Here is a 22,273-nt window from a genome sequence, read left to right as displayed (position 1 = left end):
GCCGGTGGAACGCCCCGGCTGGACAAGGTCGCTGACATAAGAAGAACCATGGTCCCCAGCCTGCCGGGGACCATGGTTTTTTTAATAGCGCGGGAACGGCCGGTGTCGGGGGGTCCACGAAAGATAACGGCCGTTTGGTGGAAGCGGGTCTGTCGACTATAATAAAAAGAAACGGCCTTCCTTATCCCGGTTTGGCATAAGGAAGACCTTCTCTGGTGCCTTATCTGGATAAGGCACGGATAGTCAAGGAGCTGCAGTCATGACCTACGATGTAATTGTTATCGGCGGAGGGCCTTCGGGGCTGATGGCGGCCATTGCCGCCAGCTCGCAGGGAGCCCGGGTGCTTCTGGTCGATAAAGGCGATAAGCTCGGACGCAAGCTCGGCATCTCGGGCGGCGGCCGCTGCAATGTCACGAATGCGAAGGAGATCGACGAGATCATCCGCCATATTCCGGGCAACGGGCGGTTTCTGTTCAGCGCCTTTACCCGCTTCAGCAATAAGGATATCATCGCGTTCTTCGAAGGGCTCGGCATCCCGCTGAAGGAGGAGGACCGGGGAAGGATGTTCCCGGTCTCGGACAAGGCGAAGACGGTCGTCGACGCCCTCATCGGGCAGGTCCGCTCGCAGGGCGTGGCCATCCGGGTGAACACCCCGGTCCGCCGCGTCCTGTACGAAAACGGACGTGCCGCCGGCATCCTTCTCGCGAACGGCGAGAAGGTGCCGGCCCGCGCGGTGATTCTGGCCGTCGGCGGCAAGTCGGTGCCGCGCACGGGCTCGACTGGCGACGGCTACGCCTGGGCCGAGGAGGCCGGCCACACGATCACGACTGTATAACTAATTTAACAGACCGTCAATACATATTTTTATAAATAACTTGCTTAATGGTATTATGTAATAAAATTTGGACTTAGGAGCACTTTTAATGGCTTATGATGTAATTGTAATTGGTGGTGGTTCTGCAGGACTAATGGCAAGCATCGCCGCTAGTGAAAGCGGTGCAAAAGTTCTTCTTATTGATAAAGGAGATAAACTTGGAAGAAAACTTGGCATATCTGGTGGTGGAAGATGTAACGTCACGAATGCCAAGGAAATTGACGAACTAATAAAGAATATACCCGGCAACGGTCGTTTCTTACATAGCGCATTAGCAACCTTCAGCAATAAAGATATAATGTCTTTCTTTGAAGGTCTTGGCATTCGCCTTAAAGAAGAAGATCGTGGTCGCATGTTCCCTATTTCCGATAAAGCCAAAACTGTAGTAGATGCCCTTGTCAATAAAGTTAGAAATCAGGGTGTTATTATAAAAACAAATAGTCCTGTCAGCAAAGTTCTCTACAAAGAAGGGAAAACAATTGGTGTTAAACTACAAAACGGGGAAATAATCAACGGTTTAACTGTCATAATCGCTAGTGGTGGTAAGTCTGTACCCCACACAGGTTCAACAGGGGACGGCTATGCATGGGCAGAGATGGCTGGGCATTCAATAACTGAACTTTTCCCTACTGAAGTCCCTCTTACTTCAAGAGAAGCTTTTATCCAAAGCAGGGAGCTTCAAGGTCTTTCTCTTAGAGATATTTCTCTATCTGTGTGGAATCCGAAGGGTAAAAAGATAATCGAACATGACGGTGATATGATCTTTACTCATTTCGGAATCTCAGGACCAACTGTTTTACGTTGTAGTCAGTTTGTAGTGAAGATAATGAAACAATTCAGCGTAAAAACGGTGGACCTTTCTATCGATTTGTTTCCGGAAAGAAGCGTAGACAACATCTACACAGATACATATGAACTCGCTAAGAACGATAAAAAAAAGATCGTTAGAAATGTGCTGAAAGGATATTTACCTGAAAAATTGATTCCTTTGCTCCTTCAAAAAGCAAGTTTAAGCGGTGAAATAACTTTTGACAATATCCCGAAGCAAGCATGGTTAGAATTATCAAAGTTAGTTAAATCATTTCCTATCGCCGTTAATGGCACTTTGTCCATTGAAGAAGCGTTTGTAACAGGTGGAGGGATTAATTTAAAAGAAGTTGATCCTAAAACGATGCAATCAAAGCTTACGAATGGTTTATTCTTTTGCGGTGAAATATTGGACATTCATGGCTATACTGGCGGATATAATATCACTGCCGCCTTCTCTACTGGATATACTGCTGGAAAAAACGCCGCTAAATATTCAAAAAGCTAAAGGCTGTCCATTTGGACAGCCTTTATCACACCTAATGATGAAAAACAGGCAATTTTCACATACTTCAATATAGCTAATATCATCCAGCCCTCTTTATTATTACACTAATCAGACTGTACCAATGATTTGCGTCGTTTATTGCCTTCATAGCTTTTTTGTCCTTCTTAAGTATTTCCTTTTTCTCGTTCAGAAAATTAATAGTTACAAATGGTCTTTGCATGTCATTAACAATCATTTTAATGTAGATTCTTCTTACCTTGTCGTTTGAAGTTGACTTTGAACCTGTCACTCCCCCAATAACTGCACCGATTCCACCTGCTAAAACGCCACCGACAATCGCTCCGCCAAGTTGACTCCCCCTTGACGTTTTTGTTATTTGTATTTCATCCTCTACTATCTCTACTTCCAAAATATCACTGAATGAGAACTCTCTTATTTCATAATCTACAAGGCACAGTCGATTTTCATGTCCATCCAATACAATTGCAAAGTCAAACTTCTCGGTAATGTATTTTTGAGAGCAGTTTATTCCTCTTAAAGTTAGAAGTTCGTTTAATTTTTCGTATTTTTTATTATTTGCAATCTCTTTGGCTCTTTTTGCTGGTTCGTCACCGATTCCCATAATAACGATTGACCCGAAAAAGGCTAATACTCCCCACCAAATTTGCCAGTTGTACCAAAGAACAAATGTGGACAGAAATACTACCCACCAGGTATTACGCGCGATTTTCTGAATGATTGAAGCCTTTTTTACCTCTACTTTCTCTATTGATCTTTCATCCACGTTAAGTAAACCCATTTTATCTAACATCTATTCGAGCCCCTTTTTACCATCTTATTGTCACATTAGAATCTATCACATTTTTATGTAAATTTAAACCAATTTGAATTATTTATTATGCATACTGATTTGAAAGTGTAGAATGATAATGGTTTCTAAAAGGAGTTATTCCTTTGCATTTAGAAGCCATTTTCGGGAAAATACTTAAGTCCCTTAGGATAAAGCAAGAATTAACACAAGATAAACTTGCTGAAATATCAACACTTGAACGAACCTTTATTTCAATGATGGAACGTGGAAAGAGCCAACCTTCATTAACAACAATCTTTGAACTTGCAAAGGCACTTAAAATTAAGCCCTCAGAACTCGTTAGGCTTATAGAGCTAGAATTTGAAAACCAAACGACTACAAGATACAAGAAAAAGCCGTAGTTTAAATTCTACGGCTTTTTCTTGTATGACATTTGTATGAAAGTATGTACGACATTTGTCATACATACTTTCAATATAATATCGTTGAATGAATCCTATGGCTTTTTTTGTATGACATTTGTATGACAGTATGTACAACAGTAGGTATGTCATACAAATGTCATACAAACTGTCAATTTTTTGTTTTTCGCTTTTTTGGAAAAAATAGAACCATCAATTCATCTTGTTTGTCCTTTAATTGTGTGCAATCCAATATTGCTCGAACATCCCTTAATATATAAGATATTTGGCCATCTAAGCATAAGACTTCAATTTCTTCGTCAGTCAAAAGGGGATCTTTCCGCAATAACTCAATTATCTTTCTAGCTAATCTAATCTTCCTATCTTCCTGATATTCAATAATGGGATAGTATTTCTCCAAAATCTCCTGACAAGACACTTCCCAGCTTATCTTACTTCTTTCTATGAATTGCTTACAAACAGCTTCATAGTGTTCATGGAATATTTCAGGTGTTGTATTATTCACTTTACAAAAATGTTCAACACCAATTTTTTCAAAACCAATAATATTCCCCATGCTTCTTCCAAAATGCTTAACAGCATGGCAGTTTTTACAGATGCATTGTAGTTTCACTAGTTTCTGAACTTTGCTATCAATATTAAATTCCCAAACTTCATGACAGTCATACCCCGTATTCTTTTCATTAGTAGAACATATTTCGCAAGTATTATTTGATTCTTCTCTAATATATTTAGATAATTTGTTCCACTGATACCCAGTTATTAAACCATCTCCATGATGACCATGTAAGTTGTACCCATGTGTAAATTCTGGAATCAATTCAACCATTAATTTCAGTTGCTCCAAACTTTCCCTCTCCTATTGATGCTAATCATTTCTTCCCGCTTCCCAAAAATAGACGTTCAATAAATCCTCCACGTTTAACAATTTTTCACTTTGAAGTAGCAATTCCCCCTCAGATAAAGTCCGTCTTTCATTTTTACTGTATTTTCTGTATATCCTATCACTTCCCCAACCCCATCTAATTCTCCAGCAATCCACACCTCAACTTCCTGTTTAAAATCAATAAAGTTTTGCAAATCAGCATCAGTGCAGTTATGATTCTTCTTCATGATTTCACTCCTTAACAAAGAAGCACTACTAAGGTAGAGTCAACTTTCTTACCTTTGCAGTGCTTCTGACATATTAAGATTTCAATAACGTTTCTAAGTTTTAATTTATATATCGCTTGTGGTGGACCTCAAAATAATATAAGAATAGTACCATAAATAACAAGAATTGACAATAATCAATTGTCTGCTAGATTTGATTTAAGAAAGACACTAGGCAAGAGAGGATGTTATTTATGGGAGATGATAACGAAAGCAAGCCATCATTTATTTTAGGGGAAGATTTGTTAAAGTTGATTACCGACATTACCACCAAAAACGACACAAAAGAAAGCAGGTCAAAACGTCAGAAAGCTAAACAATTATTAATGGAATCCTTATCAAGAGAGAAAGCTTTATTAAAAAATAGGGATTATACTCTTACCTCTGATATTATTCATGCCACTCATTGGAGGGCAGGTCAAGAGGCTATGTTCAATGGAATAGAACCTGGAATTACTGGAGGAAAAGTATATAGGCTATACATCGATAAGTATGAAAAGAAGGAAATTATTTTTGATGACAACGGGAATCTGTCGATGATCTATGCGGAATATTCCGGTGATTTTTTAATTATTGAATGATGGTCTTGAAATTCCTTGGGAATATCTTAGGTGGTGATCATTAATGTATGATTTTATTCTTCCGATAAAAAATACCCATCCAGGCCATTCATGGTTTTTCCTTCTTGGTTGTGGTGTTGGGCTCTTAATCTATATTAAATATTTTTACAAAAAATGAGTTAATAGATAATTTGGAGAATAAGAAGTTTACCCAATACTATGTAAATTCGTTTTTTTTGAAAAAGGATGCAGATATATCTTATATACAGCCGATTGGAAAGAAATAAGAATTATTTCAAGAAAGGATAAGCTACCTACCAATAACGTTTTAGTTTTGATGTTTCTTACTCCGTAGCTTGGTTTTCAAAAGGACACTCTTGGTTAACTTTTGACATTTATACGCTTTCGGTAATCTCAAAAGAATAAGATGTTAGATAAGTGATACATAATATATACGTCAAGAGTATATAGGATGATCGAATCAAGCTTTATATTAACTTTTTGTTCTGTGACATTAAGTGAAGTATATTATTCCCATTCACTTTTGTTAAAGATGTTATTTTCAAGATATTTAGTGAGTAAGCTTACTCAGTCTTCTATCTCCCAACAACTATTCTAAGTATGAATGGAGAGTTATCTTTGGAATTATTCACGTACGAAACTACTGTTAAAGCTGAAATAACCTTTCCGCAATCTTTGGAAAGCTGGAATTTAGGATCAATAATTCTTACAGTACCATTAGACCAACGAAGTGATATAGCTTATTTTTAAAAAAACCATGAAGGTGACGAATCAATCAAAGTTGAGCTGAGTTCGAAAAATGACAATAAAGCCGATTTTATTTTATTACAAGTAACGACCACTATAAAAGCAAACAGCCTTGAGACTGCTTACTATAGTGCTCGAGAAAAGGTCAATCGATATTTAGATATTTTATCAGCGGTTTCACAGTCAAGGATCACTATGGCAGAACATGGAACTTGCACTGACCGGTATGGAACTAAGGCACGCAGTGGGCAAATAAACGTTATCAAAATAAATAATACTGATGATAATTTGAGAAACCAGACACATCAATACCTCGAATCAATGACATGGATTGATGATGTCACTAGAAATTGTATCCTAAAGTGCCTTAGGTATTACAGAAAAGCTATATTACAGAAAGGAAATGAAATTGATTCAGCTTATTTATTTTTATGGATTGCATTAGAAAGCATTGGCGGAAGCATACTTGGGGAAAAGTCTTATCCGAAGTGTAGAAAATGTAAAAAAACTATAGAAGGATGTATTCATTGCGGAGAAGATACTTCATATAATCCCTCGGAAAAATCATTAATAAAAGAGCTTTTAACAGAAAAACTAAAAATTACAACCAAAACAAAATTTGATAAGTGGTACGGTTCCCGTTCCGCGTTAGTTCACAGTGGAAAAGCGATTGAAGTTGTTGATTATAATAGAATAGTTATACATTATAATGAAATTGAAAAAATAATACCGATAGTTATTAATAAGATTCTAAATAAGAAACGATTACCTAGTCAAATTACTAATGAAGAAACGCTTAGCTATTGGGGATTTACAAGACCAAAAGAGTAATATTGCAGTAAACTATATACCTATGACACAACATTATCTTAGTCGAACGACTGTACTGCTCCCCATTATATAACTACTTCTCAAAGGGGTTAAAAGTTAAAACCAGCCCCCCTCCCGACTCAAACATTAAAGGGTCTTTCAAATTGAAAGACCTATTTAGCATTTGATATAACAAGCCTACGCCTACTTCCTCTTAGCAACTTCACGATACAAAGTAGCTTTTGAAACACCTGTTAACTCGGTTATTTCCTTAATGACATGTTTTTTACTTTCGTAAAGTTTAATAGCTTGCTCTAGTTTCTTTGCAGAAGTCGAAGGTCTTCCACCTTTACGTCCTCTTGCTCTAGCCGCTACAAGTCCAGCCGTTGTGCGCTCACGTATAATATCACGTTCCAATTCAGCAATGACAGCAAGCATCCTAAACATTGCTTTACCAACCGCTGTCGTGGTGTCGACGTTATCACGAATGCTGATTAACTCAATCTTTTTCTGTTCTAAAACTTCGCTCAATTCAATCAACTTCTTTGTCGACCTTGCCAACCTGTCCAGTTTATAAACTACAAGTGCGTCCCCCTCGCGCAAATACTCTAATGCCTTCTCTAGTTCTTTACGATCATCCTTCTTACCAGAGGCCTTCTCTTGAAATACTTTGATGCAATCTGCGGCTTTTAAAGCGTCTAATTGTAAATCTAATGATTGGTCAGTTGTACTTACTCTTGCATAACCGATCTTTGCCATTCGAGTTGCTCCTTCAGTAAATGTATGTATATACCAATTTTATGTCTTAAAAACGGTAAAGTAAAGTATTATTGAAACTTTGTTTATGGAACGATTTTTGATACTATAAATTATATAACTAAGATATGATTAACTCGGCATTATGAGCAGTCTCAAAAACATTCGTTTTTGATACCAATTGAATGGAACATATGTTCGTTCACTCGCAATAAATAAAAAAACGCCACCCCTTTAATAAAGAGAGGTCACGTTATAGCCAATCTAAGTGTTATCTTATTTCCATTAGTATAAATGTCGAAATTACTAATAACAAATAAGGTAACCAAAATTGCCATCTTTTCAGTCTTAATAACTTAAAGTAGTCCCTAAGTGATGGAGTAGATATGTTAGTTGATATACCATCACTAGGTAATTGGATAACATCACCCACCAGATAATCATTAATTGTTTTCTCTAACTCTATTGATTTCTGGATATATGTTTGTTGGAGTTGACGCATTCCTGCTTCTAAAATAAAAAACATTAGCAAAGTTAAAAAAGATATATAATACACGGTAAAATCATTATTTTTGTACCAATATGCAATGATAGCTCCCCAAAAACCAATCCCTGCAGTCCTAACTTTCCAGGCATTTTCCCCAAAACCTTTAGATAAGTTTTGATAGGTTTCCCATGCCTTAATTATTAATGGTATTCTATCCTCATTCATGAGGCCACAACTCCCTTATTTTTTTTGCATTAACGTCATCCTTAAATAAGGTATGTTCTGTTAGAGCTTTAGAAAATGCCTTTAGCTCATTTTTTAAAAACTCTTCATAATCTGTGTCATGGTCTGAATAACTCTTTGAAAAAACGGAGCCATACACTCGTAAAATGGCATTTAGTGAACGTAATACATTTTTATCTTCTTTTTCGTTAAAAGATTCTAAATTAGAATTAATAGTCGCTCTGATATTGGCATGCCCATTTGGTTTTGTTTTAAAATAATGTGCATGAATTTGCTCAATAATTGAATCAACAATAATTTTCATTGTTTTTCTTGAAACTGGAGTTTTCCCTCTAACTTTACCCATAAATATTTCATGAAGTTGTAACAGCATCTCAGTATGTAACATTTGAAAGCTCCTCCATTTTTGATTGATAATATTCAATTATTTCTTCTGCTTTTTTTCTTCTGTCGTAGTTCCAGTGATTGCTTATTATCCCTCTCTCAAACTGGTTATATGAGTCAAACAGAAGGTCTAGATAATAATCACCAAAGACATATTTAATTGCTTGTTTTTTATTAAAAACAAAGCGACCATTACTTGCTAAATAGAATATCGAAAAATTCTTTATATTAATAAATAAATTTGAAAATAATGACATATAGTGATTACCAAAAATGTCCACTTTGTTGAATATGCACATTATCTCTTTTATTTTGTTAATCTCTTCAGAGAAATCACATTTAAGCACAAATTGAGATTTAAAGTAATTCCATCGTTTAATATCTCCTTCAAGTAAAACACCTTCAAACAGTAAATGATAGATAAATAAACTGCCAGCGTTAAATAAATGTTTGAAAACATCTAATTCATAATCAATGTAACTAATTGGCCCATTTGGCCATTCAGAACGTCTATCCACTTCTGAATAACAATTAATTCTACAAACATCAATATCACTTTCTTTAAAAAAATCACTTCTTGCCACTGAACCAACTAGGACAATAAACTCATCCAAACTTATCTTCCCTTCAATCATCTATTAATTTTTCTAAACAAATTCATCCCCTAAATGAAACCACAATTTCATTTAACCCATGCTCAAGGATCAGAATCCTTCCACGATAACAGATAACGCAAAGTACCAACCTTTTACTGGTATAACTCTTGCTGAATCTAGTTTTGGGGTCGTGATAAATAATAGAATCCCATCAGGAGTAGACATACTGCATCAAACAAAATAAACAAGCTTCCACTGTCGGTAGCTTGTTTATTTTGTACAATAATTAAATTAGATTATTATAAAATATCGAATCCATGTCAGTCTTAAGAAATGAATTATTAAAGATTTCAATAGCAATCTGTTCACTAGACATTGTGGGAAATTTTTCTAAAAACATATAAATTGCTAGATTTTCTGCTTTTGTCCATCTCTGAGCACCAGCCATGTAATCATCCCTCCGTGGCAATTACGTCTCACTTTGTAAAAATTCCAGTATAGCTTCTATTTTTCCAAATAATTCATCAAACGTAATGATCTCTACATTTTTCATTTCTCTTCTAAAAAGTTCGAAAGAGTGTAATTTTTCTCCACTTAGGTTTTCAAGACAACCGGCAACTACAATACACTTAGGATTTAATACTTTAAATGTATCTTCAGTTTGTAACCGAAGTGAATTATAATCTCGTTGAATTTGTTCTTTGTAAGCAAGTACTTGTGTAATAGCCCCTGTAAGATCGCTATGTATTGAATAAACCTTATTCCTGTATTCACTTGCCATTATTTTTGTTTCTGGAGTTTTAATTTCAATCATAGCAACACTTTCGGTTAACTCATTTTTATACAAGAAATCAACAACTTTACCTCCTGAATTATCCAGTCCCTTACCTCCGAGGTAAACTTTGTCTTTAAAAAGCACAAGTGGTTGGGCAAATACTTGACTTAAAATCCAACTATGATTTGTTAATAATTGTTGCCAGTATTCCTCATCCGCGTTTGTTTTATTTTTTCTCCATACATCAAGGATTTTTACGAAATTTGCTATTCCAACGACAGAGTTAATTTTTGATAAGTCATCAATATTAATTTGTCTTAACTTTCCAATGATTTGACCACTATCTTTATGATCGGAAATCCATTTAACACTTTCAATAAATAGTTCTGTTTTACCCTGTTCAACGAGTTGATCCAACAAAGAACTGTCTTGCATAAACTGTTGAATTACACTAGTAACGTTTTTATCAGTTACAGTAAATTCATTTGTTCCTGTAGGGACTCCATATTGCAAATGTAGTTCATAAAGTTGCTTTACACTTGTAACCAGGGAATGTAATTCTCCAGTATCAAGCTTTAGAGATACTCCTTCTCCTGCTTTCAGGCTCGTTAAAGGAATATCTTTGGTGTCCTCCCAAATGTTCTTCATAGATTTTTTTTGAAAAATAAAAGTACCTTTTACCGATTTACTTTGATCATGCTGATTATCAACGATAGTGGCTCTAAATACTAAACGAGTGGTTGTAGTTTCCCTCAATATAATATCTTCAACTTCGGCAGAACGCAGAGATGTACTAGTAACTCTAAAATTATTTATCATCTTATCATCCCTCGCACGGACATTATTAGATAATTTTACCATACCTTTGTAATTTTTAGAAATTGGTAAACCAAGTATTTCATATTTTATTAAAAAAACTACACCTACGCTTCGCTACGGTGTGGCTCCCGCACCCTTTGCTTCGCAAAGCGTTTGGGGAAAACTCAAATCAATCTTCGCTTCGCTCGTGTTTCTTATTCCCATTTAATCGTCGCCGGCGGCTTAGACGTAATGTCGTACACCTGACATTGTTCACTTCGTTTACGATCCGCACCGAGATTTCTCCAGCACGTCCCACGGAATGCGGGCCAGTCGGCGATTGACGCACATTTTAGGAAACCGTCACTCTAAGATGAGCGGGAAAACCTTGTTATATCAACGATTAATCAGTCTGCCCAAGACCAACAGACTGTGTTTCAACTGACAAACTCTAGTAATATAAGTACCGTAATAGGTAAAAAAATTATTTTGAAAAATGCTACTATTACTGTAAACTTATGTACTAGACAGAAAGAGTAGGGAGTGATTTTTGAATGAAAAACTACTGTGTTAAATGTCATAGTGAAACTAACCATGACATATTAGAGAAGCACGAAATAAACTTTAGAGATGAGTACTTATGTGATGAGTATTACTACATTGTCAAATGTAAGGGTTGTGAAAATATAACCTTTAGATATGAGTTTCACGATATAGATGGTGGTCATCCCCTTGTTGATGATGAATGGTATATTCCAATAACTGTATCAACTTATCCTAATGTAATAAGAAATCATAGACCGATACAAGAAATGTACTATGTACCCGAAACAATAAAAGAGTTGTATCAACAGTCGATTTCCGCTTATAAAGAAGGTGCAAAAATTCTAGCTGGACTTGGATTTAGAGGTATAATTGAAGCCATCTGCAATGATCAAGCAATAAGCGGAGATAACTTACAAGAGCGTATTGGAAAATTAGCCGATAATGGGATTATTTCAAAAATGAATGCCGACTTACTACATGCTATTAGATTCTTAGGGAACGATGCCGCACATGAAATTAAAAACCCCTCAGATCAACAGCTAAGTGTTGCACTTAGAATTATTGAACATATGATAAATAGTCTGTACATACTGGAAAGAGAAGCCGCGGGTGTTTTTGAAACTGTAGTGGCGAATTACTGTGAACTTGAGCCAATCCTCAAAACATGTATAAAATCCAAGAGTTCTGGAGATGAGTTGACTCTTAAGGAAATCCTCGGAAGGCAGTTTAGAAGGTTATTTCAGCATTTAGGAACTATTGAGTCTGAACTTATCGATGCAATAACGTCGGGAAAGCAACCCTTATTGACACTTGGAAAAACAGTTACAGGCCCCAAGAAGACTCAACAGTATTATGTTGTCGTTTAAGATGAAAATGAGCCACAAGGAAACTAACCTTATGGCTCATTTTCTCTTTTTATTAACCTTCCTAAATCTTCAATATTTATTATAGGCTTTTTGTGGACCATTCTGTGACAGTTACTACACAGCATTGCAATGTCTTCAACCTTCGTCTTTTCTCCTTCTTTCATTTCCGACACCAGTTTATTGTGATGCCCTTCAATAAAATCATTTCCTCTATCGCCATATACTTGTTGAAAATCAAATTTACAGGCTTCACAATATAATCGTCCATGTTTACTGATAAACAATTTTTTGGCTTCCTTAATTAGCTTAGGATTTCGCTCGCGTTTCTTATGAAGTACGAATGCAATTTTCCCCTCGGGATACTCTTTCCCCTCGTCACTATGAACATCACCAATAGAATCATCATCTTGACGCTCATTAATTTTGATTCCACTCAATGATGAAATAATTGGCGCATATAAATTACGATCAGCTGGATGGTCATAACATTCCTGTTTTATCAAATCAATAGCCTCAACTACTGAAAGTCCCTTAAACAGACCCTTAAAAGCATTTTTCAAGCCTAAATGATGAAGGATACCCATGGCTTGATAACCCCGACTCCATACTGGATCAAGTTCTAAGGTATGCTCATCAATCCATCGGTGAGTATTACTATTGAAAAGGTACTCATATACCACTTCATTTCTCTTATCTTCACTGTACGACGAATACTCTCTGTTACGGGACACTGGGTTAGGGAGTGGGATTTCTCTAAAGACATTGAAACTTTTAGACACATTATTGTTCCATTGCTTTAATAGTTCCTCTGCTTGTATGGCTGAAAGCAAGTAGTTAGTATTATTGCTCATTTTGAGGATTAACAGATTAGATAATACGGGATTACTCTTCAAAAATTCCCTACTAAGATGGTCACCTTCAAGTGCCAATTCCTGTACGTGCATTGGGACTCTTGGTAGAACTTCATTGGCATCACTTGGAGTTACCCAATATTCAGATGTTACATCTTTTCTGGATACCGGCAAGCCTGTAACTGTCGCTCTAGCAACGATACCACCGTTGCCTTTTTTGCCAGCTTCAGAACGCCATATATAAACCGTATCTCCGACTTGTACATCTTTCACGTAATGCTCCTGCCTGATCGACCAAACAATATCTTGATTTTCTCGTAAGTAATCATCTACTTTGAAACGACTAGGGTTACCCTGAAAAATCCATGTATTTATGCGGGTTCGTTCCTGTTTTTCTAATTGACCTTGTATTGCTAAAAATTTTTCTAAGTTCTTATGTAACTCTATATTTGTATCCTTTACCCAAGGGTCTCCACTTTTTCTATCATCTTTATAATGAACCATTGTAACAACGTTTCTCTTAAATATCGAAGGGTCATAGCAAAGAAGCCACTCAAACGCACCATATTTCGCTTTTGTTAGACCCTCGTAACTTCCCTCGAAGATAACTTTATTTTTTCTTAGCAATGTGAGTTTATAGTTATCAACCCCGTACTTTGCAGTAATAATATAGTATTCAGTCTCTTCCCCCCTCCCCTTCACATACCCCTTGCTTGCAAGACTTTCTTTATAATTACGTTCATCCATGATTCTCCCCCTCTTTTTGTGCTTTTCCAGGTCACTTTCTATTTACTCCCTCATCGTTCAGCAATGTATCTGAGTAGATTTCACTTGCTACCCCGATTAAGAGATATTCTAGAAAGGTCAATGAGGTTTTCCCATAATCCTTCCATATTCCCGTCCAATCCTTAGACCAAGGTGAAATCCAGAAATAAGTCTGTTGTCTGAGAACAGGACTATCAGTTTGTATAGTTTCGAATAACTTTTCTGCCCACTTTTTATATTTCCTTGTTCTCTTTTCTGGTAAATGATCTGGGCAAACAACTGCACTTAAATCACCGATATGGTATGCATAGTTGTATCCCCAGCGACAAAACTTCCCGCTATCTCCCTTCATGTTCTCAGATAGGTTTCCACCTTTTTTTCCATACTTCTCAGCTTTACCTATGTATAAGGGGATTATCTCTCCTTCCAACTTCCATAACATCATATATATCAAGCCATCATATTGATCTGTTCTATTGTGATAATCGTCAATCACAGTTGTGGACTGTTGTCTGACCAAGGATTCCATTACATCACTACGCTTTAGCAATAAACGCCTATTTGCACCATAAGGAAAAACATCAACATTGTTAGTAAATGATGTTTGAAACAATGGCACAGACCGTTCAAATACTTGATGTTCATAACAAAAGCTTCTCCATAACAAACGTTTGTTTTCCAAGAATGTCTTCCTTTCTCCTTTTCACAATTATTTACTTGGTAGGCTTATATAGGGTTACATACGGCTTTTTCCATGACTCCCCATACACCTTTGTTACAAGTTCGATATGTTCTTGGGAAGCACTTTGTTCAATTCCATCTAAAAATTGCATAAATTCTTCCCTTCTCGCCTGAGAGAATATTTTTGTAGAAAAACCAATGTTATCAACTAAAGGCTTTTCGTTTAAGTAACTTGCACACTCGTTATCAATGAACATTGCGTCACAATAAGGAAGGAATGTTGAAATCATTTCAATATCATTCATCGTCCCCCTATTAGGCGGTTTCTTTCTACCTGCCGCGGCTTTACGTGCAATCGATGCAAACAATGAAGCTGACAAATGTAAAAAAGGCAAGTTATCAAAATTGGCTGTTTTGAAATACTCTTCAATTTTTAACAATTTCATTAGATCATCTTCCACGCCATGTTTACCCAATACCTTCAACATCATGTTGACATGCCTAACGGATGAAGAAGAAAGCAGTGCTTCAAAGTCCTCAAACTCTGGATTATTCCATAGTTCGTACAATTTTTGCTGATGCCTAAAATACATATTCAGCGTACCTTTACCAAACGATTCAACTTCATTCTTGTACCAATGATTGAAGTCTGTATTCTTCGACTCACTCCATACCCGAAATATGCCTTCAATTTCAGAATAGGACTGATTTCTAAGATCTAGCAAGGCTTCAATCGCTTCCAGATTTATCTCACGATTAACTGAAACAATAAACCTACCTGTCCAGGAATTTATGTTCCCGCGGCGTACAATCGAATCTATATCAAGTTCAAGACCAACAGAGTTTTTACCGACCAGCCAGTTGGTAAAGTGTTCGAATAATTGAAAATTCTTAATTGTTTCTTTATCGTAAAATGTTTTTCCATGGCTTAATAACTCATACATTCTCTTGAGTTCCGAATAGAAAGCCGTTACTTGAGATTCATTATCGTGGTATTCAGAATCAGGACAGACTATCAACTGTAGCTTGCATAATCTATCTAGTCTTTCAAATAGGCGTAGCCAATATTCATCTATTCCTTTCTTATTTGCCTTGGTTTTTGGATTCAAGACTTTCATCATGTTACTTATTGCGAATTGGTCTAAATAAATGACCTTTTTGTTAATTCTCGGAATCACAAATGACTCATGGGGTTCATCCCCTTTTGGGTACAGACAATTCTTACATCTTCTACTGTAGGAGTTGTTATAGACTAACAATATGCCATATGATTCTTTTCCACACTTTGGACAAATTATATACGGACCTTTAATCACATCTCGCGGGTCAAAATGAAAGTTCAAAGTATTCCTCCATCCCATCAAGAGATATTCCCTTACCATGATAGCAATAGTTTAGCATTGCAGATTGGTAATTCGCCATAATTTGTATTTTTCGTCATTAGACAAACAAAGCATCCTTATCTAATGGATGCTTTTCATTCTCATATTCACTAACCCTTCGATAATAAATATAAGGCTTCATTCCAACCTTTTGCACTGCTTAAACCGCTGTAAAATCCCCATTCTTCCATTAAAGAGCACTGCTACAGACTCTTTGGTGATCCTCTTAGGTAGATCGAATTTAACACCTTTCTTCTGCACGATTTCAATCCCTCTGATTGACGTACTTTGTCTTTTTACTTTCTTACTCTCTATATAAGAAAGCATACTAAGGAATTGGCCTTCAGAAAGCTTCCATGATGTTTGAAAGCAAAGTATTGAGAAAACAAATAATTAAAAACATATCGTTGTAAGCTGAAACAATGCACATGTATAATATTGGAATAATCCACCACATCTAAAAAGGGGTCATATCATTGAAAAAAGAATTAAAGGGATTTGTAACCGGAGTAATATCCACTTCTTTGCTTCTAGGAGGAACAGTCTTTGCAGATGGCGTAAAACAAACAATTGAGGTTGTTTTCAACGGTGTCAATTTAAAAGTAAATGGGCAAACAGTTCAGGCCGATAACATCCTTTACGATGGAACAACCTATGTACCCTTGAGAAGAGTAGCTGAAATGTTTTCTAAGGAGGTAAGTTGGGAAGGTTCTACTAACACTGCAAGCATTAATGATAAAGGTTTCCTTAATAAGGGTAGTCAAAAGTCATATAAAATTATGAACGGTTATAAAGCAGTCGTGAAAATTAATGGGGATATTTTTGACGTTTCTACCCCACAGTGGATTCGTATAGATAATGAGAATAATCCTTACTCATTATTTGGTTCAGAACCAGTTAGCTTACTCTGCATTGCTTTTAAAGATTATTCAGTTAGTCAATCCATGAATCCGTTTATTAAAGGTGTCCTTGTGTCTGATTCTAACGTAGCATCTAATTATATGACTTTTGAACATAAGGTTAGTGGAGCAAATGAGCAGTATACATTAATGAAATACTTTAATAAAGACAGATCAAAATCATATGATATAAGTACGAAGCTAAATGAAACTAAGGGTATAGTAATGGATAAACAAGATCAATCATCTTTAATACCACTTAAAGATTTATTCAGTACGCTAGGGATAAAGTTATCAACTGAATTGGACGATACAAACAAGCTAGTTATTTTTAGTTTTGAATAATACGTATAAAGCATGAGTGCCTTTTGGCACTCTTCTTTAGATCTTAAGGTTTTGACCTTACAACTCACATCAATTGATTAATATTAACTCGATGTCGCAAGCCGCTGGCTTGGACGTTGCCCACTCGCTTGCAAGCAAGCACGTGGGGAAAACTCAAATCAATCTTCGCTTCGCTCGATTTCTTTGAGATTTTCTCACCCTAACACCCAATTTTCTTCTTATACATGAGAAAAAATAGTTGTCAGGTCACTACAGAATATTTATTAATAGGAACCTGACAACTATTTCAACTTATGAAATAGCCTGTTTTCTGACATATATCTTCTGTCGTTTATCTATCGGATTATTTTGAATTTCAAACCCACTTTCAGAAATTAAAGCTTGAATTGTTGGAGCCTTTAGTTTTTTGGAGAGCACAACTTTAGACAATCCAGTTGCGAGCATTATATCAGCCATATAAATAACATTACTTTCAACTGATTTCCAATAATCGTATAATCGCGGCTCGTTGATAACCTGTGAATGCTTCCTCTTCTGTTTCATCTTAATTTCATAGATTTTCATAGGGTTCCACTTTTTAACTTTACTAGCTGGATATTTAGTTGGTAATAAGGAGAGTAATAAGTAATTATCAGTGAATACATACACTTTTCCAACCTTTTTTTCCGAATTATTACGCTGGCTACTACGTGCAATTTCCTGTGAGCAGTCAACAAGCATGTCTAATACTTTTATTTTTTCTATTTCTTTATTATTAAAGCATCGTCTACCACCCTGCATTTCACAGTATATGTTTGATTCCACCTTGCCATTTTTAGCGTTGTGAAGCCCAATGTAATAATTCTCTGTTTTATGAACTATCCCACCTAACAACACAATATCACAATCCATAAATTCGTTTGAGCCTTTGGTAGAACCGAAATGTGCTACTTTAATTCTACCACGTTCAATGTAATCACTTAAAAGATCCCTCACTGTATCCTTATACACTTGGTAAACTGGTAGATAAATTTTACTGTTTGGGTTTTCATCAGCTATTTTTATTGCTTCCAAACATAGTGCTTCTAACATTTCATCATCAGATAGTGCCTTTTTTGATGATTTCACACTATCGCACAAATAAAAGGTTAAATTTTCATAAGTACGGATAGTTTCAAAATCAAACATCCGGTACTTATCATGTCTGTAGCTAAAATCAATATCAGCTGTTCCATCAAAAATCACAGTGTGTAGTTCTGAAGGGTATTCAGTTTTTTTATTATAAGTGGTATGAACTATGATTTGTTTGACACAATTATCTTTATTTCCCTTAACCCTTTTAGGCTTAATAACCTCACTATGTCCACCATTATTAATTATCGACTGGATCACATTTGGAATTTTAAAACATTCTTGGGAATAATCGTATACTGTTCGGAAAGTATCCCAAAAATTATTAGAAAATATAAACTCCTTATTAATTGCTTGAATTGGAGTACGTTTCCCAACGTTGTCATTGGGCGTGACAAATAGATTTTCGAGCATTTCGATAGCTTTCTTAAACTCTTTAGATACTTCAGTTTCATTCCATTCACCCAAATCATCTACAATACCAAGACCCTCCTGAATTACTTTAAACTGTCTGTTCACCTGATCAGTGGTCAAAGTTAAGCTGTCTATAAGCGTAGGCTTTTCATCTATAAATAAGTCCTTTCGTTGATGTAATTTTCCGTTCTTATCAACGAAGGAATTATACTTTTCGTATAACTTTTCTTTTTCATTATCATTGCTCAACCTTGCATGAGTAATCGCTAAAATAGGATAGTTCATTGATTCCTTTGATTGGTTAAAATACCTACATTGATCTTTGTAATGACAATCGGTATAGATACATATACTTACATTCGCCTTGCATTCAAAAAAATCAAAGCCATGCATTGTATAGACTACTTGGTCATTGAATTTCTGATTAATGCTATTCGCAAAATCCATAAGACTTTCATTACGTTCTTTAGTTACAATGGCACCATAATTTGAGAACTCCTTCAACATGTAGATAAGAAATTCTTCGATAATTGTTGATTTCCCGCCACCAGTTACAAGTGGTATAAGGTCAGGTTTGCTAGATGCTTGTCCTTTGAGCAATATTATTACGATTTCAGTAATGTATTTCTTATGTTTCTCATTTACATTCTGATTGTTATTAACAAACCTGTTAACGATGGCAGATGCTATCTTTTCGCTCAATTCTTTTTCCTTCGAATCAAGATTGAACTCTTGGCAGTCGTAGATGTTTACCTTACACTTCTTTATTTTGTTAATAGTGCAGAACAAATCCTCCTTAATACTTAAAACTTGTTGTTTATCATGGTCCATATTCTTATCTCCTTTATAATCCTTGTTAATTTATTTGTTTATCGATCCACTTATTTACTCTGAATAAACCCCAACTCAATACCAATCCGTTTATACTCTTTCAATGCATCCCATAGTTCCTCTGAGTGTTCAAACTGCCAAAATTTCTTTTTTGTGTTGCTGTGTATGCCACGACAAATATATGGAATCTTCTTTTCAATCTTTAAAAACTCAAATAACTTAGGACTATAACAATAGAAGTATTCTTGATTTTTATACATAAATATCTTTTCCCCTCTAATTAAAACAAGCTACTGCGTAAATAGTCTGTTGTTGAAATTTAATAGTAATCGTTTTCAAAAATCTAGATGTCAAAAAAGCTTTAACTAAGCTTAGTTACTAATCCCGCTACATTGCTTCGCAAAATTCCCTCTCTTGGCTCAAGAAACAAGGTTCCGCGATCTTGTATCGCAACAAAATTTATCCACCTAATTGCCACTTACGTTCTTCTGAACCTGAAGCCATCTGTAGCGTTCAAAATGGTGCTTAGAGCGTTATCTGACTTCATAATGGCCAGACCCTGGCAGGGTCAATCACAACGCCATTATAGGCCGTAGAGAGGTCACAAGACCATTCTTAAATGACGGGTCTTGCTGGCTAGCTGGAAGCCCTCCTGTGATGGTTACGCCATTAGCACCCTCCCCAAAATTTTGCTATTATCTGTTGTAGGTTCTTAATTTTTCTTATTGGCAACACAGGGTTTCGACCTTCATTACTTCGTTATAATTGTCAATAAACAGCATGTAGCGGTTTACCTTTTCTTTAGACATATATCCCCTATCGTTCTCCCAGTTGCTGATGAGCCCCTTTGTACAGCCTAAGAACTCAGATATTTCTCTAATCCTTATCCGTTTTTTAAGCCTTCTGGCTCTGTACTCTTCTTTGATGTTAAAATCCATTAAATATTCCCCCCTTTAAATTTAGCAAGCACAAAAAAGAGAAGGTCCAATTGACTCTTCTCTCAAATGTGTGGTTGGCAGTTTACTATTTTAGTATACCATAATAATATGCTAATGTCAAAAATTGGTTATTCCTAATATTTTATTGACTTTTCCCTTCACAGTTATTATTTATGAACCTGAGTAAAAATAAATATTAGAACCGGTAGGCTAAGGGCTAACTAATTATTGGGGAAGTTTAGTAAAGTCCCAAGAGCAACGAATCTGAGGCCTTTGTAGATTTTTTCTATTCCTAGATACAGTTAGAGACGAAATTGCACCAACTACTTCTTCCCTAGTATATTTCCCTTTTATGCTTACGTTGTTGATTTCTTTTATTTTTTTCTGATTCTCTCTGATTTCATTCCTTAATTGCTCATTTGTTTTCGAGTTTTCGGCTATTCGTTCTTTCAATTTATTAATATTTCCTGTTATTTCAGCGTCATGTTCTTTAATAAAATCATCATCAAAAGTCCCCAGGATAATAAGTTTACCAAAATTAGCTTTTCGTCCTTCCCATTCAGTTAATTCTTCTTTCAATGATGCTACATAAGAATCTTTATCCGAATCAATTTGATCTTGAATAGCAATTATTTCATTTGCAAGTTGAATCACTTCTTGACTTTGAATCCCTACTAAAATGTTATTAAGTTCATTGCTCATTAGCTCTTGAATGTAGTTCTCTAAATACGATTTCCTAAGACTTATACTATTACAAGCCTTAACCCCTTTTGTACGTTTTCTTGAACAAGCATAATATTGGTTTTTATCTACGCACATCACATAATAACTGCCACAGATAGAACAGACAATCCTACTAGAAAATTCAGTTTTTCCGTAATTACGCCCTCTTTGTGATACATGATGTATTTTGCCAGCACGTAACTCCTGAGCCTTATCAAATTCTTCCTTGGTTATAATTGCGGGTATACGATCAGGTGTAATAATCCATTCACTTTCAGGTCTTATTTTATGAGTTTTGTATTTATTGAATACACCACCCTGATCTATTCGATTCCTAATAAGAGTTCCATAATACTTCTCATTAGTAAGCATTTTGCGGATCGTTACCCTCTTGAATGGCTGACCTTTACGGGTCAAAATATTTTTTTCTTCTAAGTAATTTGCAATCCTTTGTTCTCCTATTCCTTCGAGATAAAGTTCAAAAATCAATCTTACATTACTAGCTTCTTTATCATTTATGGAAAGGGTTTTTGTTAATGGGGTGTAATCATAACCATAAAGACCTGAAACGCCAAATAAATTACCACGCTCAGCACTACGCTTGTGACCCTTTTTTACATTTTTACTTTTAATTACTGAATCGTTCTGATTTAGGGTTATGTCTAATATATTTCTAAAATCATTTGGGTCATCCCTAGTGTTAAAGACCCCATCAACTGCAACAATGTACACCCCTTTATTCCATAAAACACGAATCAACTTTATTATTCCCAAGTCCCTCGTGAATCTCGCTGAATTGGTAATATGAATCTCCTCAAATAGAGGACTTCTTTCAGTTTCAAAGAATACAATATCGCCATGAATAGTAGTATAGTCAACTCCAGCATCCGCTATCATACGAAGGAAACCATCTCTTCGTATAACGTCAGTGGCAGTCTCACCCCTGTCAGAATACATTTCAACTAATTCATAAGTCTCATCACTTGCGTACTTCGTCTTAAAATAATGCTGTTGGTTATCAAAACTATTCTTTTGTTCAGTAGAACCTGTACTTACACGACTATAAACTGCAACCTTAATCTTGCTCATACTCTATAAACTCCTTCTGTGGGATATAGCAATACGTAGTATAACTATTATAGCAAACTTAGTAATATTTGGTCTGTTAAAT

At 35.8% G+C, this 22,273-nt stretch carries 20 protein-coding genes and 1 pseudogene; 7 read left to right on the top strand and 14 right to left on the bottom strand.

The genetic code is table 11. The features are described 5' to 3' along the window. Window positions 1-259: 259 nt before the first annotated feature. Window positions 260-826: pseudogene (locus MJA45_RS03170) on the top strand (aminoacetone oxidase family FAD-binding enzyme); the annotation flags it as partial. Window positions 827-923: 97 nt separating this feature from the next. After that, window positions 924-2,189 carry a BaiN/RdsA family NAD(P)/FAD-dependent oxidoreductase gene (locus MJA45_RS03165; protein ID WP_315605854.1) on the top strand — a complete coding sequence of 422 codons (1,266 nt, stop codon included), beginning with the start codon at window positions 924-926 and terminating at the stop codon, window positions 2,187-2,189. Window positions 2,190-2,268: 79 nt separating this feature from the next. On the opposite strand, the gene MJA45_RS03160 is transcribed toward MJA45_RS03165, so the two are convergent. Then, complete coding sequence (locus MJA45_RS03160) at window positions 2,269-3,000, bottom strand: hypothetical protein (RefSeq protein ID WP_315605853.1); 732 nt, start codon at window positions 2,998-3,000, stop codon at window positions 2,269-2,271. Between the two features lie 143 nt (window positions 3,001-3,143). Here MJA45_RS03160 and MJA45_RS03155 point away from each other — a divergent pair, with 143 nt between their 5' ends. Next, a complete protein-coding gene (locus MJA45_RS03155) occupies window positions 3,144-3,401 on the top strand; it encodes a helix-turn-helix domain-containing protein (protein ID WP_315605852.1) in 258 nt (85 codons plus the stop codon). Between the two features lie 172 nt (window positions 3,402-3,573). Here the strand turns inward: MJA45_RS03155 and MJA45_RS03150 are convergent, their stop codons facing one another. Continuing rightward, window positions 3,574-4,269, bottom strand: coding sequence for a hypothetical protein (locus MJA45_RS03150; RefSeq protein ID WP_315605851.1), 696 nt, complete (start codon window positions 4,267-4,269; stop codon window positions 3,574-3,576). Window positions 4,270-4,343: 74 nt separating this feature from the next. Further along, complete coding sequence (locus MJA45_RS03145; protein ID WP_315605850.1) at window positions 4,344-4,535, bottom strand: hypothetical protein; 192 nt, start codon at window positions 4,533-4,535, stop codon at window positions 4,344-4,346. 233 nt (window positions 4,536-4,768) lie between these two features. Between MJA45_RS03145 and MJA45_RS03140 the strand changes: the two genes are divergently transcribed. Beyond that, complete coding sequence (locus MJA45_RS03140) at window positions 4,769-5,155, top strand: hypothetical protein (RefSeq protein WP_315605849.1); 387 nt, start codon at window positions 4,769-4,771, stop codon at window positions 5,153-5,155. A 942-nt stretch (window positions 5,156-6,097) separates the two neighbouring features. Further along, window positions 6,098-6,733, top strand: a complete 636-nt coding sequence (locus tag MJA45_RS03135) for a HEPN domain-containing protein (protein ID WP_315605848.1) — start codon at window positions 6,098-6,100, stop codon at window positions 6,731-6,733. A 183-nt stretch (window positions 6,734-6,916) separates the two neighbouring features. On the opposite strand, the gene MJA45_RS03130 is transcribed toward MJA45_RS03135, so the two are convergent. The 5 genes from MJA45_RS03130 to MJA45_RS03110 form a co-directional block, all read right to left on the bottom strand. Further along, the gene (locus MJA45_RS03130; protein ID WP_315605847.1) at window positions 6,917-7,471 is read right to left on the bottom strand and encodes a recombinase family protein; all 555 of its coding nucleotides are present in this window, start codon (window positions 7,469-7,471) and stop codon (window positions 6,917-6,919) included. A gap of 268 nt (window positions 7,472-7,739) precedes the next feature. Further along, on the bottom strand, window positions 7,740-8,180 hold the full coding sequence (locus MJA45_RS03125) for a hypothetical protein (RefSeq protein ID WP_315605846.1): 441 nt from the start codon (window positions 8,178-8,180) through the stop codon (window positions 7,740-7,742). Continuing rightward, window positions 8,173-8,571 (bottom strand): hypothetical protein, encoded by a 399-nt coding sequence (locus MJA45_RS03120; protein WP_315605845.1) that lies wholly within the window; start codon window positions 8,569-8,571, stop codon window positions 8,173-8,175. Before MJA45_RS03120 ends, MJA45_RS03125 begins: the two co-directional genes overlap by 8 nt. 1 nt (window position 8,572) lies before the next feature. Then, entirely contained in the window at window positions 8,573-9,217 is a 645-nt protein-coding gene (locus tag MJA45_RS03115; protein WP_315605844.1) for a nucleotidyltransferase domain-containing protein, read from the bottom strand. Window positions 9,218-9,647: 430 nt separating this feature from the next. After that, window positions 9,648-10,814 (bottom strand): Shedu immune nuclease family protein, encoded by a 1,167-nt coding sequence (locus tag MJA45_RS03110; RefSeq protein ID WP_315605843.1) that lies wholly within the window; start codon window positions 10,812-10,814, stop codon window positions 9,648-9,650. A gap of 491 nt (window positions 10,815-11,305) precedes the next feature. Here MJA45_RS03110 and MJA45_RS03105 point away from each other — a divergent pair, with 491 nt between their 5' ends. Further along, window positions 11,306-12,163 carry a DUF4145 domain-containing protein gene (locus MJA45_RS03105; RefSeq protein WP_315605842.1) on the top strand — a complete coding sequence of 286 codons (858 nt, stop codon included), beginning with the start codon at window positions 11,306-11,308 and terminating at the stop codon, window positions 12,161-12,163. 29 nt (window positions 12,164-12,192) lie between these two features. Here MJA45_RS03105 and MJA45_RS03100 read toward each other — a convergent pair whose 3' ends face one another. Genes MJA45_RS03100 through MJA45_RS03090 form a run of 3 tightly spaced genes read right to left on the bottom strand, consistent with a single transcriptional unit; the run spans window position 12,193 to window position 15,578 of the window. Next, window positions 12,193-13,761, bottom strand: coding sequence for an EVE domain-containing protein (locus tag MJA45_RS03100; protein WP_315605841.1), 1,569 nt, complete (start codon window positions 13,759-13,761; stop codon window positions 12,193-12,195). A 31-nt stretch (window positions 13,762-13,792) separates the two neighbouring features. Next, the gene (locus MJA45_RS03095) at window positions 13,793-14,461 is read right to left on the bottom strand and encodes a hypothetical protein (RefSeq protein ID WP_315605840.1); all 669 of its coding nucleotides are present in this window, start codon (window positions 14,459-14,461) and stop codon (window positions 13,793-13,795) included. Between the two features lie 31 nt (window positions 14,462-14,492). Next, complete coding sequence (locus MJA45_RS03090) at window positions 14,493-15,578, bottom strand: hypothetical protein (protein WP_315605839.1); 1,086 nt, start codon at window positions 15,576-15,578, stop codon at window positions 14,493-14,495. A 740-nt stretch (window positions 15,579-16,318) separates the two neighbouring features. Here MJA45_RS03090 and MJA45_RS03085 point away from each other — a divergent pair. After that, window positions 16,319-17,086, top strand: coding sequence for a stalk domain-containing protein (locus tag MJA45_RS03085; protein WP_315605838.1), 768 nt, complete (start codon window positions 16,319-16,321; stop codon window positions 17,084-17,086). A 291-nt stretch (window positions 17,087-17,377) separates the two neighbouring features. Here the strand turns inward: MJA45_RS03085 and MJA45_RS03080 are convergent, their stop codons facing one another. From MJA45_RS03080 to MJA45_RS03070, 3 genes are all read right to left on the bottom strand, one after another. Then, window positions 17,378-19,441, bottom strand: a complete 2,064-nt coding sequence (locus MJA45_RS03080; RefSeq protein ID WP_315605837.1) for a hypothetical protein — start codon at window positions 19,439-19,441, stop codon at window positions 17,378-17,380. A 722-nt stretch (window positions 19,442-20,163) separates the two neighbouring features. After that, on the bottom strand, window positions 20,164-20,379 hold the full coding sequence (locus tag MJA45_RS03075) for an XRE family transcriptional regulator (RefSeq protein ID WP_315605836.1): 216 nt from the start codon (window positions 20,377-20,379) through the stop codon (window positions 20,164-20,166). A gap of 225 nt (window positions 20,380-20,604) precedes the next feature. Then, on the bottom strand, window positions 20,605-22,191 hold the full coding sequence (locus MJA45_RS03070; protein ID WP_315605835.1) for a recombinase family protein: 1,587 nt from the start codon (window positions 22,189-22,191) through the stop codon (window positions 20,605-20,607). Window positions 22,192-22,273: the final 82 nt, after the last annotated feature.

Origin of the sequence: Paenibacillus aurantius, assembly GCF_032268605.1 — a bacterium.
Lineage (GTDB): Bacteria > Bacillota > Bacilli > Paenibacillales > NBRC-103111 > Paenibacillus_AO > Paenibacillus_AO aurantius.
Note: the sequence above shows the minus strand (reverse complement) of the source record. Positions and strands in the feature narration are given on the sequence as shown.

Excerpts from the sequence above, each read along its gene's own strand:
- MJA45_RS03165 (WP_315605854.1), top strand. The coding sequence starts at position 924 with ATGGCTTATGATGTAATTGTAATTGGTGGTGGTTCTGCAGGACTAATG.
- MJA45_RS03160 (WP_315605853.1), bottom strand. The coding sequence starts at position 3,000 with ATGTTAGATAAAATGGGTTTACTTAACGTGGATGAAAGATCAATAGAG.
- MJA45_RS03145 (WP_315605850.1), bottom strand. The coding sequence starts at position 4,535 with ATGAAGAAGAATCATAACTGCACTGATGCTGATTTGCAAAACTTTATT.
- MJA45_RS03140 (WP_315605849.1), top strand. The coding sequence starts at position 4,769 with ATGGGAGATGATAACGAAAGCAAGCCATCATTTATTTTAGGGGAAGAT.
- MJA45_RS03135 (WP_315605848.1), top strand. The coding sequence starts at position 6,098 with ATGGCAGAACATGGAACTTGCACTGACCGGTATGGAACTAAGGCACGC.
- MJA45_RS03130 (WP_315605847.1), bottom strand. The coding sequence starts at position 7,471 with ATGGCAAAGATCGGTTATGCAAGAGTAAGTACAACTGACCAATCATTA.
- MJA45_RS03125 (WP_315605846.1), bottom strand. The coding sequence starts at position 8,180 with ATGAATGAGGATAGAATACCATTAATAATTAAGGCATGGGAAACCTAT.
- MJA45_RS03120 (WP_315605845.1), bottom strand. The coding sequence starts at position 8,571 with ATGCTGTTACAACTTCATGAAATATTTATGGGTAAAGTTAGAGGGAAA.
- MJA45_RS03115 (WP_315605844.1), bottom strand. The coding sequence starts at position 9,217 with ATGATTGAAGGGAAGATAAGTTTGGATGAGTTTATTGTCCTAGTTGGT.
- MJA45_RS03110 (WP_315605843.1), bottom strand. The coding sequence starts at position 10,814 with ATGGTAAAATTATCTAATAATGTCCGTGCGAGGGATGATAAGATGATA.
- MJA45_RS03105 (WP_315605842.1), top strand. The coding sequence starts at position 11,306 with ATGAAAAACTACTGTGTTAAATGTCATAGTGAAACTAACCATGACATA.
- MJA45_RS03100 (WP_315605841.1), bottom strand. The coding sequence starts at position 13,761 with ATGGATGAACGTAATTATAAAGAAAGTCTTGCAAGCAAGGGGTATGTG.
- MJA45_RS03090 (WP_315605839.1), bottom strand. The coding sequence starts at position 15,578 with ATGAAAGTCTTGAATCCAAAAACCAAGGCAAATAAGAAAGGAATAGAT.
- MJA45_RS03080 (WP_315605837.1), bottom strand. The coding sequence starts at position 19,441 with ATGGACCATGATAAACAACAAGTTTTAAGTATTAAGGAGGATTTGTTC.
- MJA45_RS03075 (WP_315605836.1), bottom strand. The coding sequence starts at position 20,379 with ATGGATTTTAACATCAAAGAAGAGTACAGAGCCAGAAGGCTTAAAAAA.
- MJA45_RS03070 (WP_315605835.1), bottom strand. The coding sequence starts at position 22,191 with ATGAGCAAGATTAAGGTTGCAGTTTATAGTCGTGTAAGTACAGGTTCT.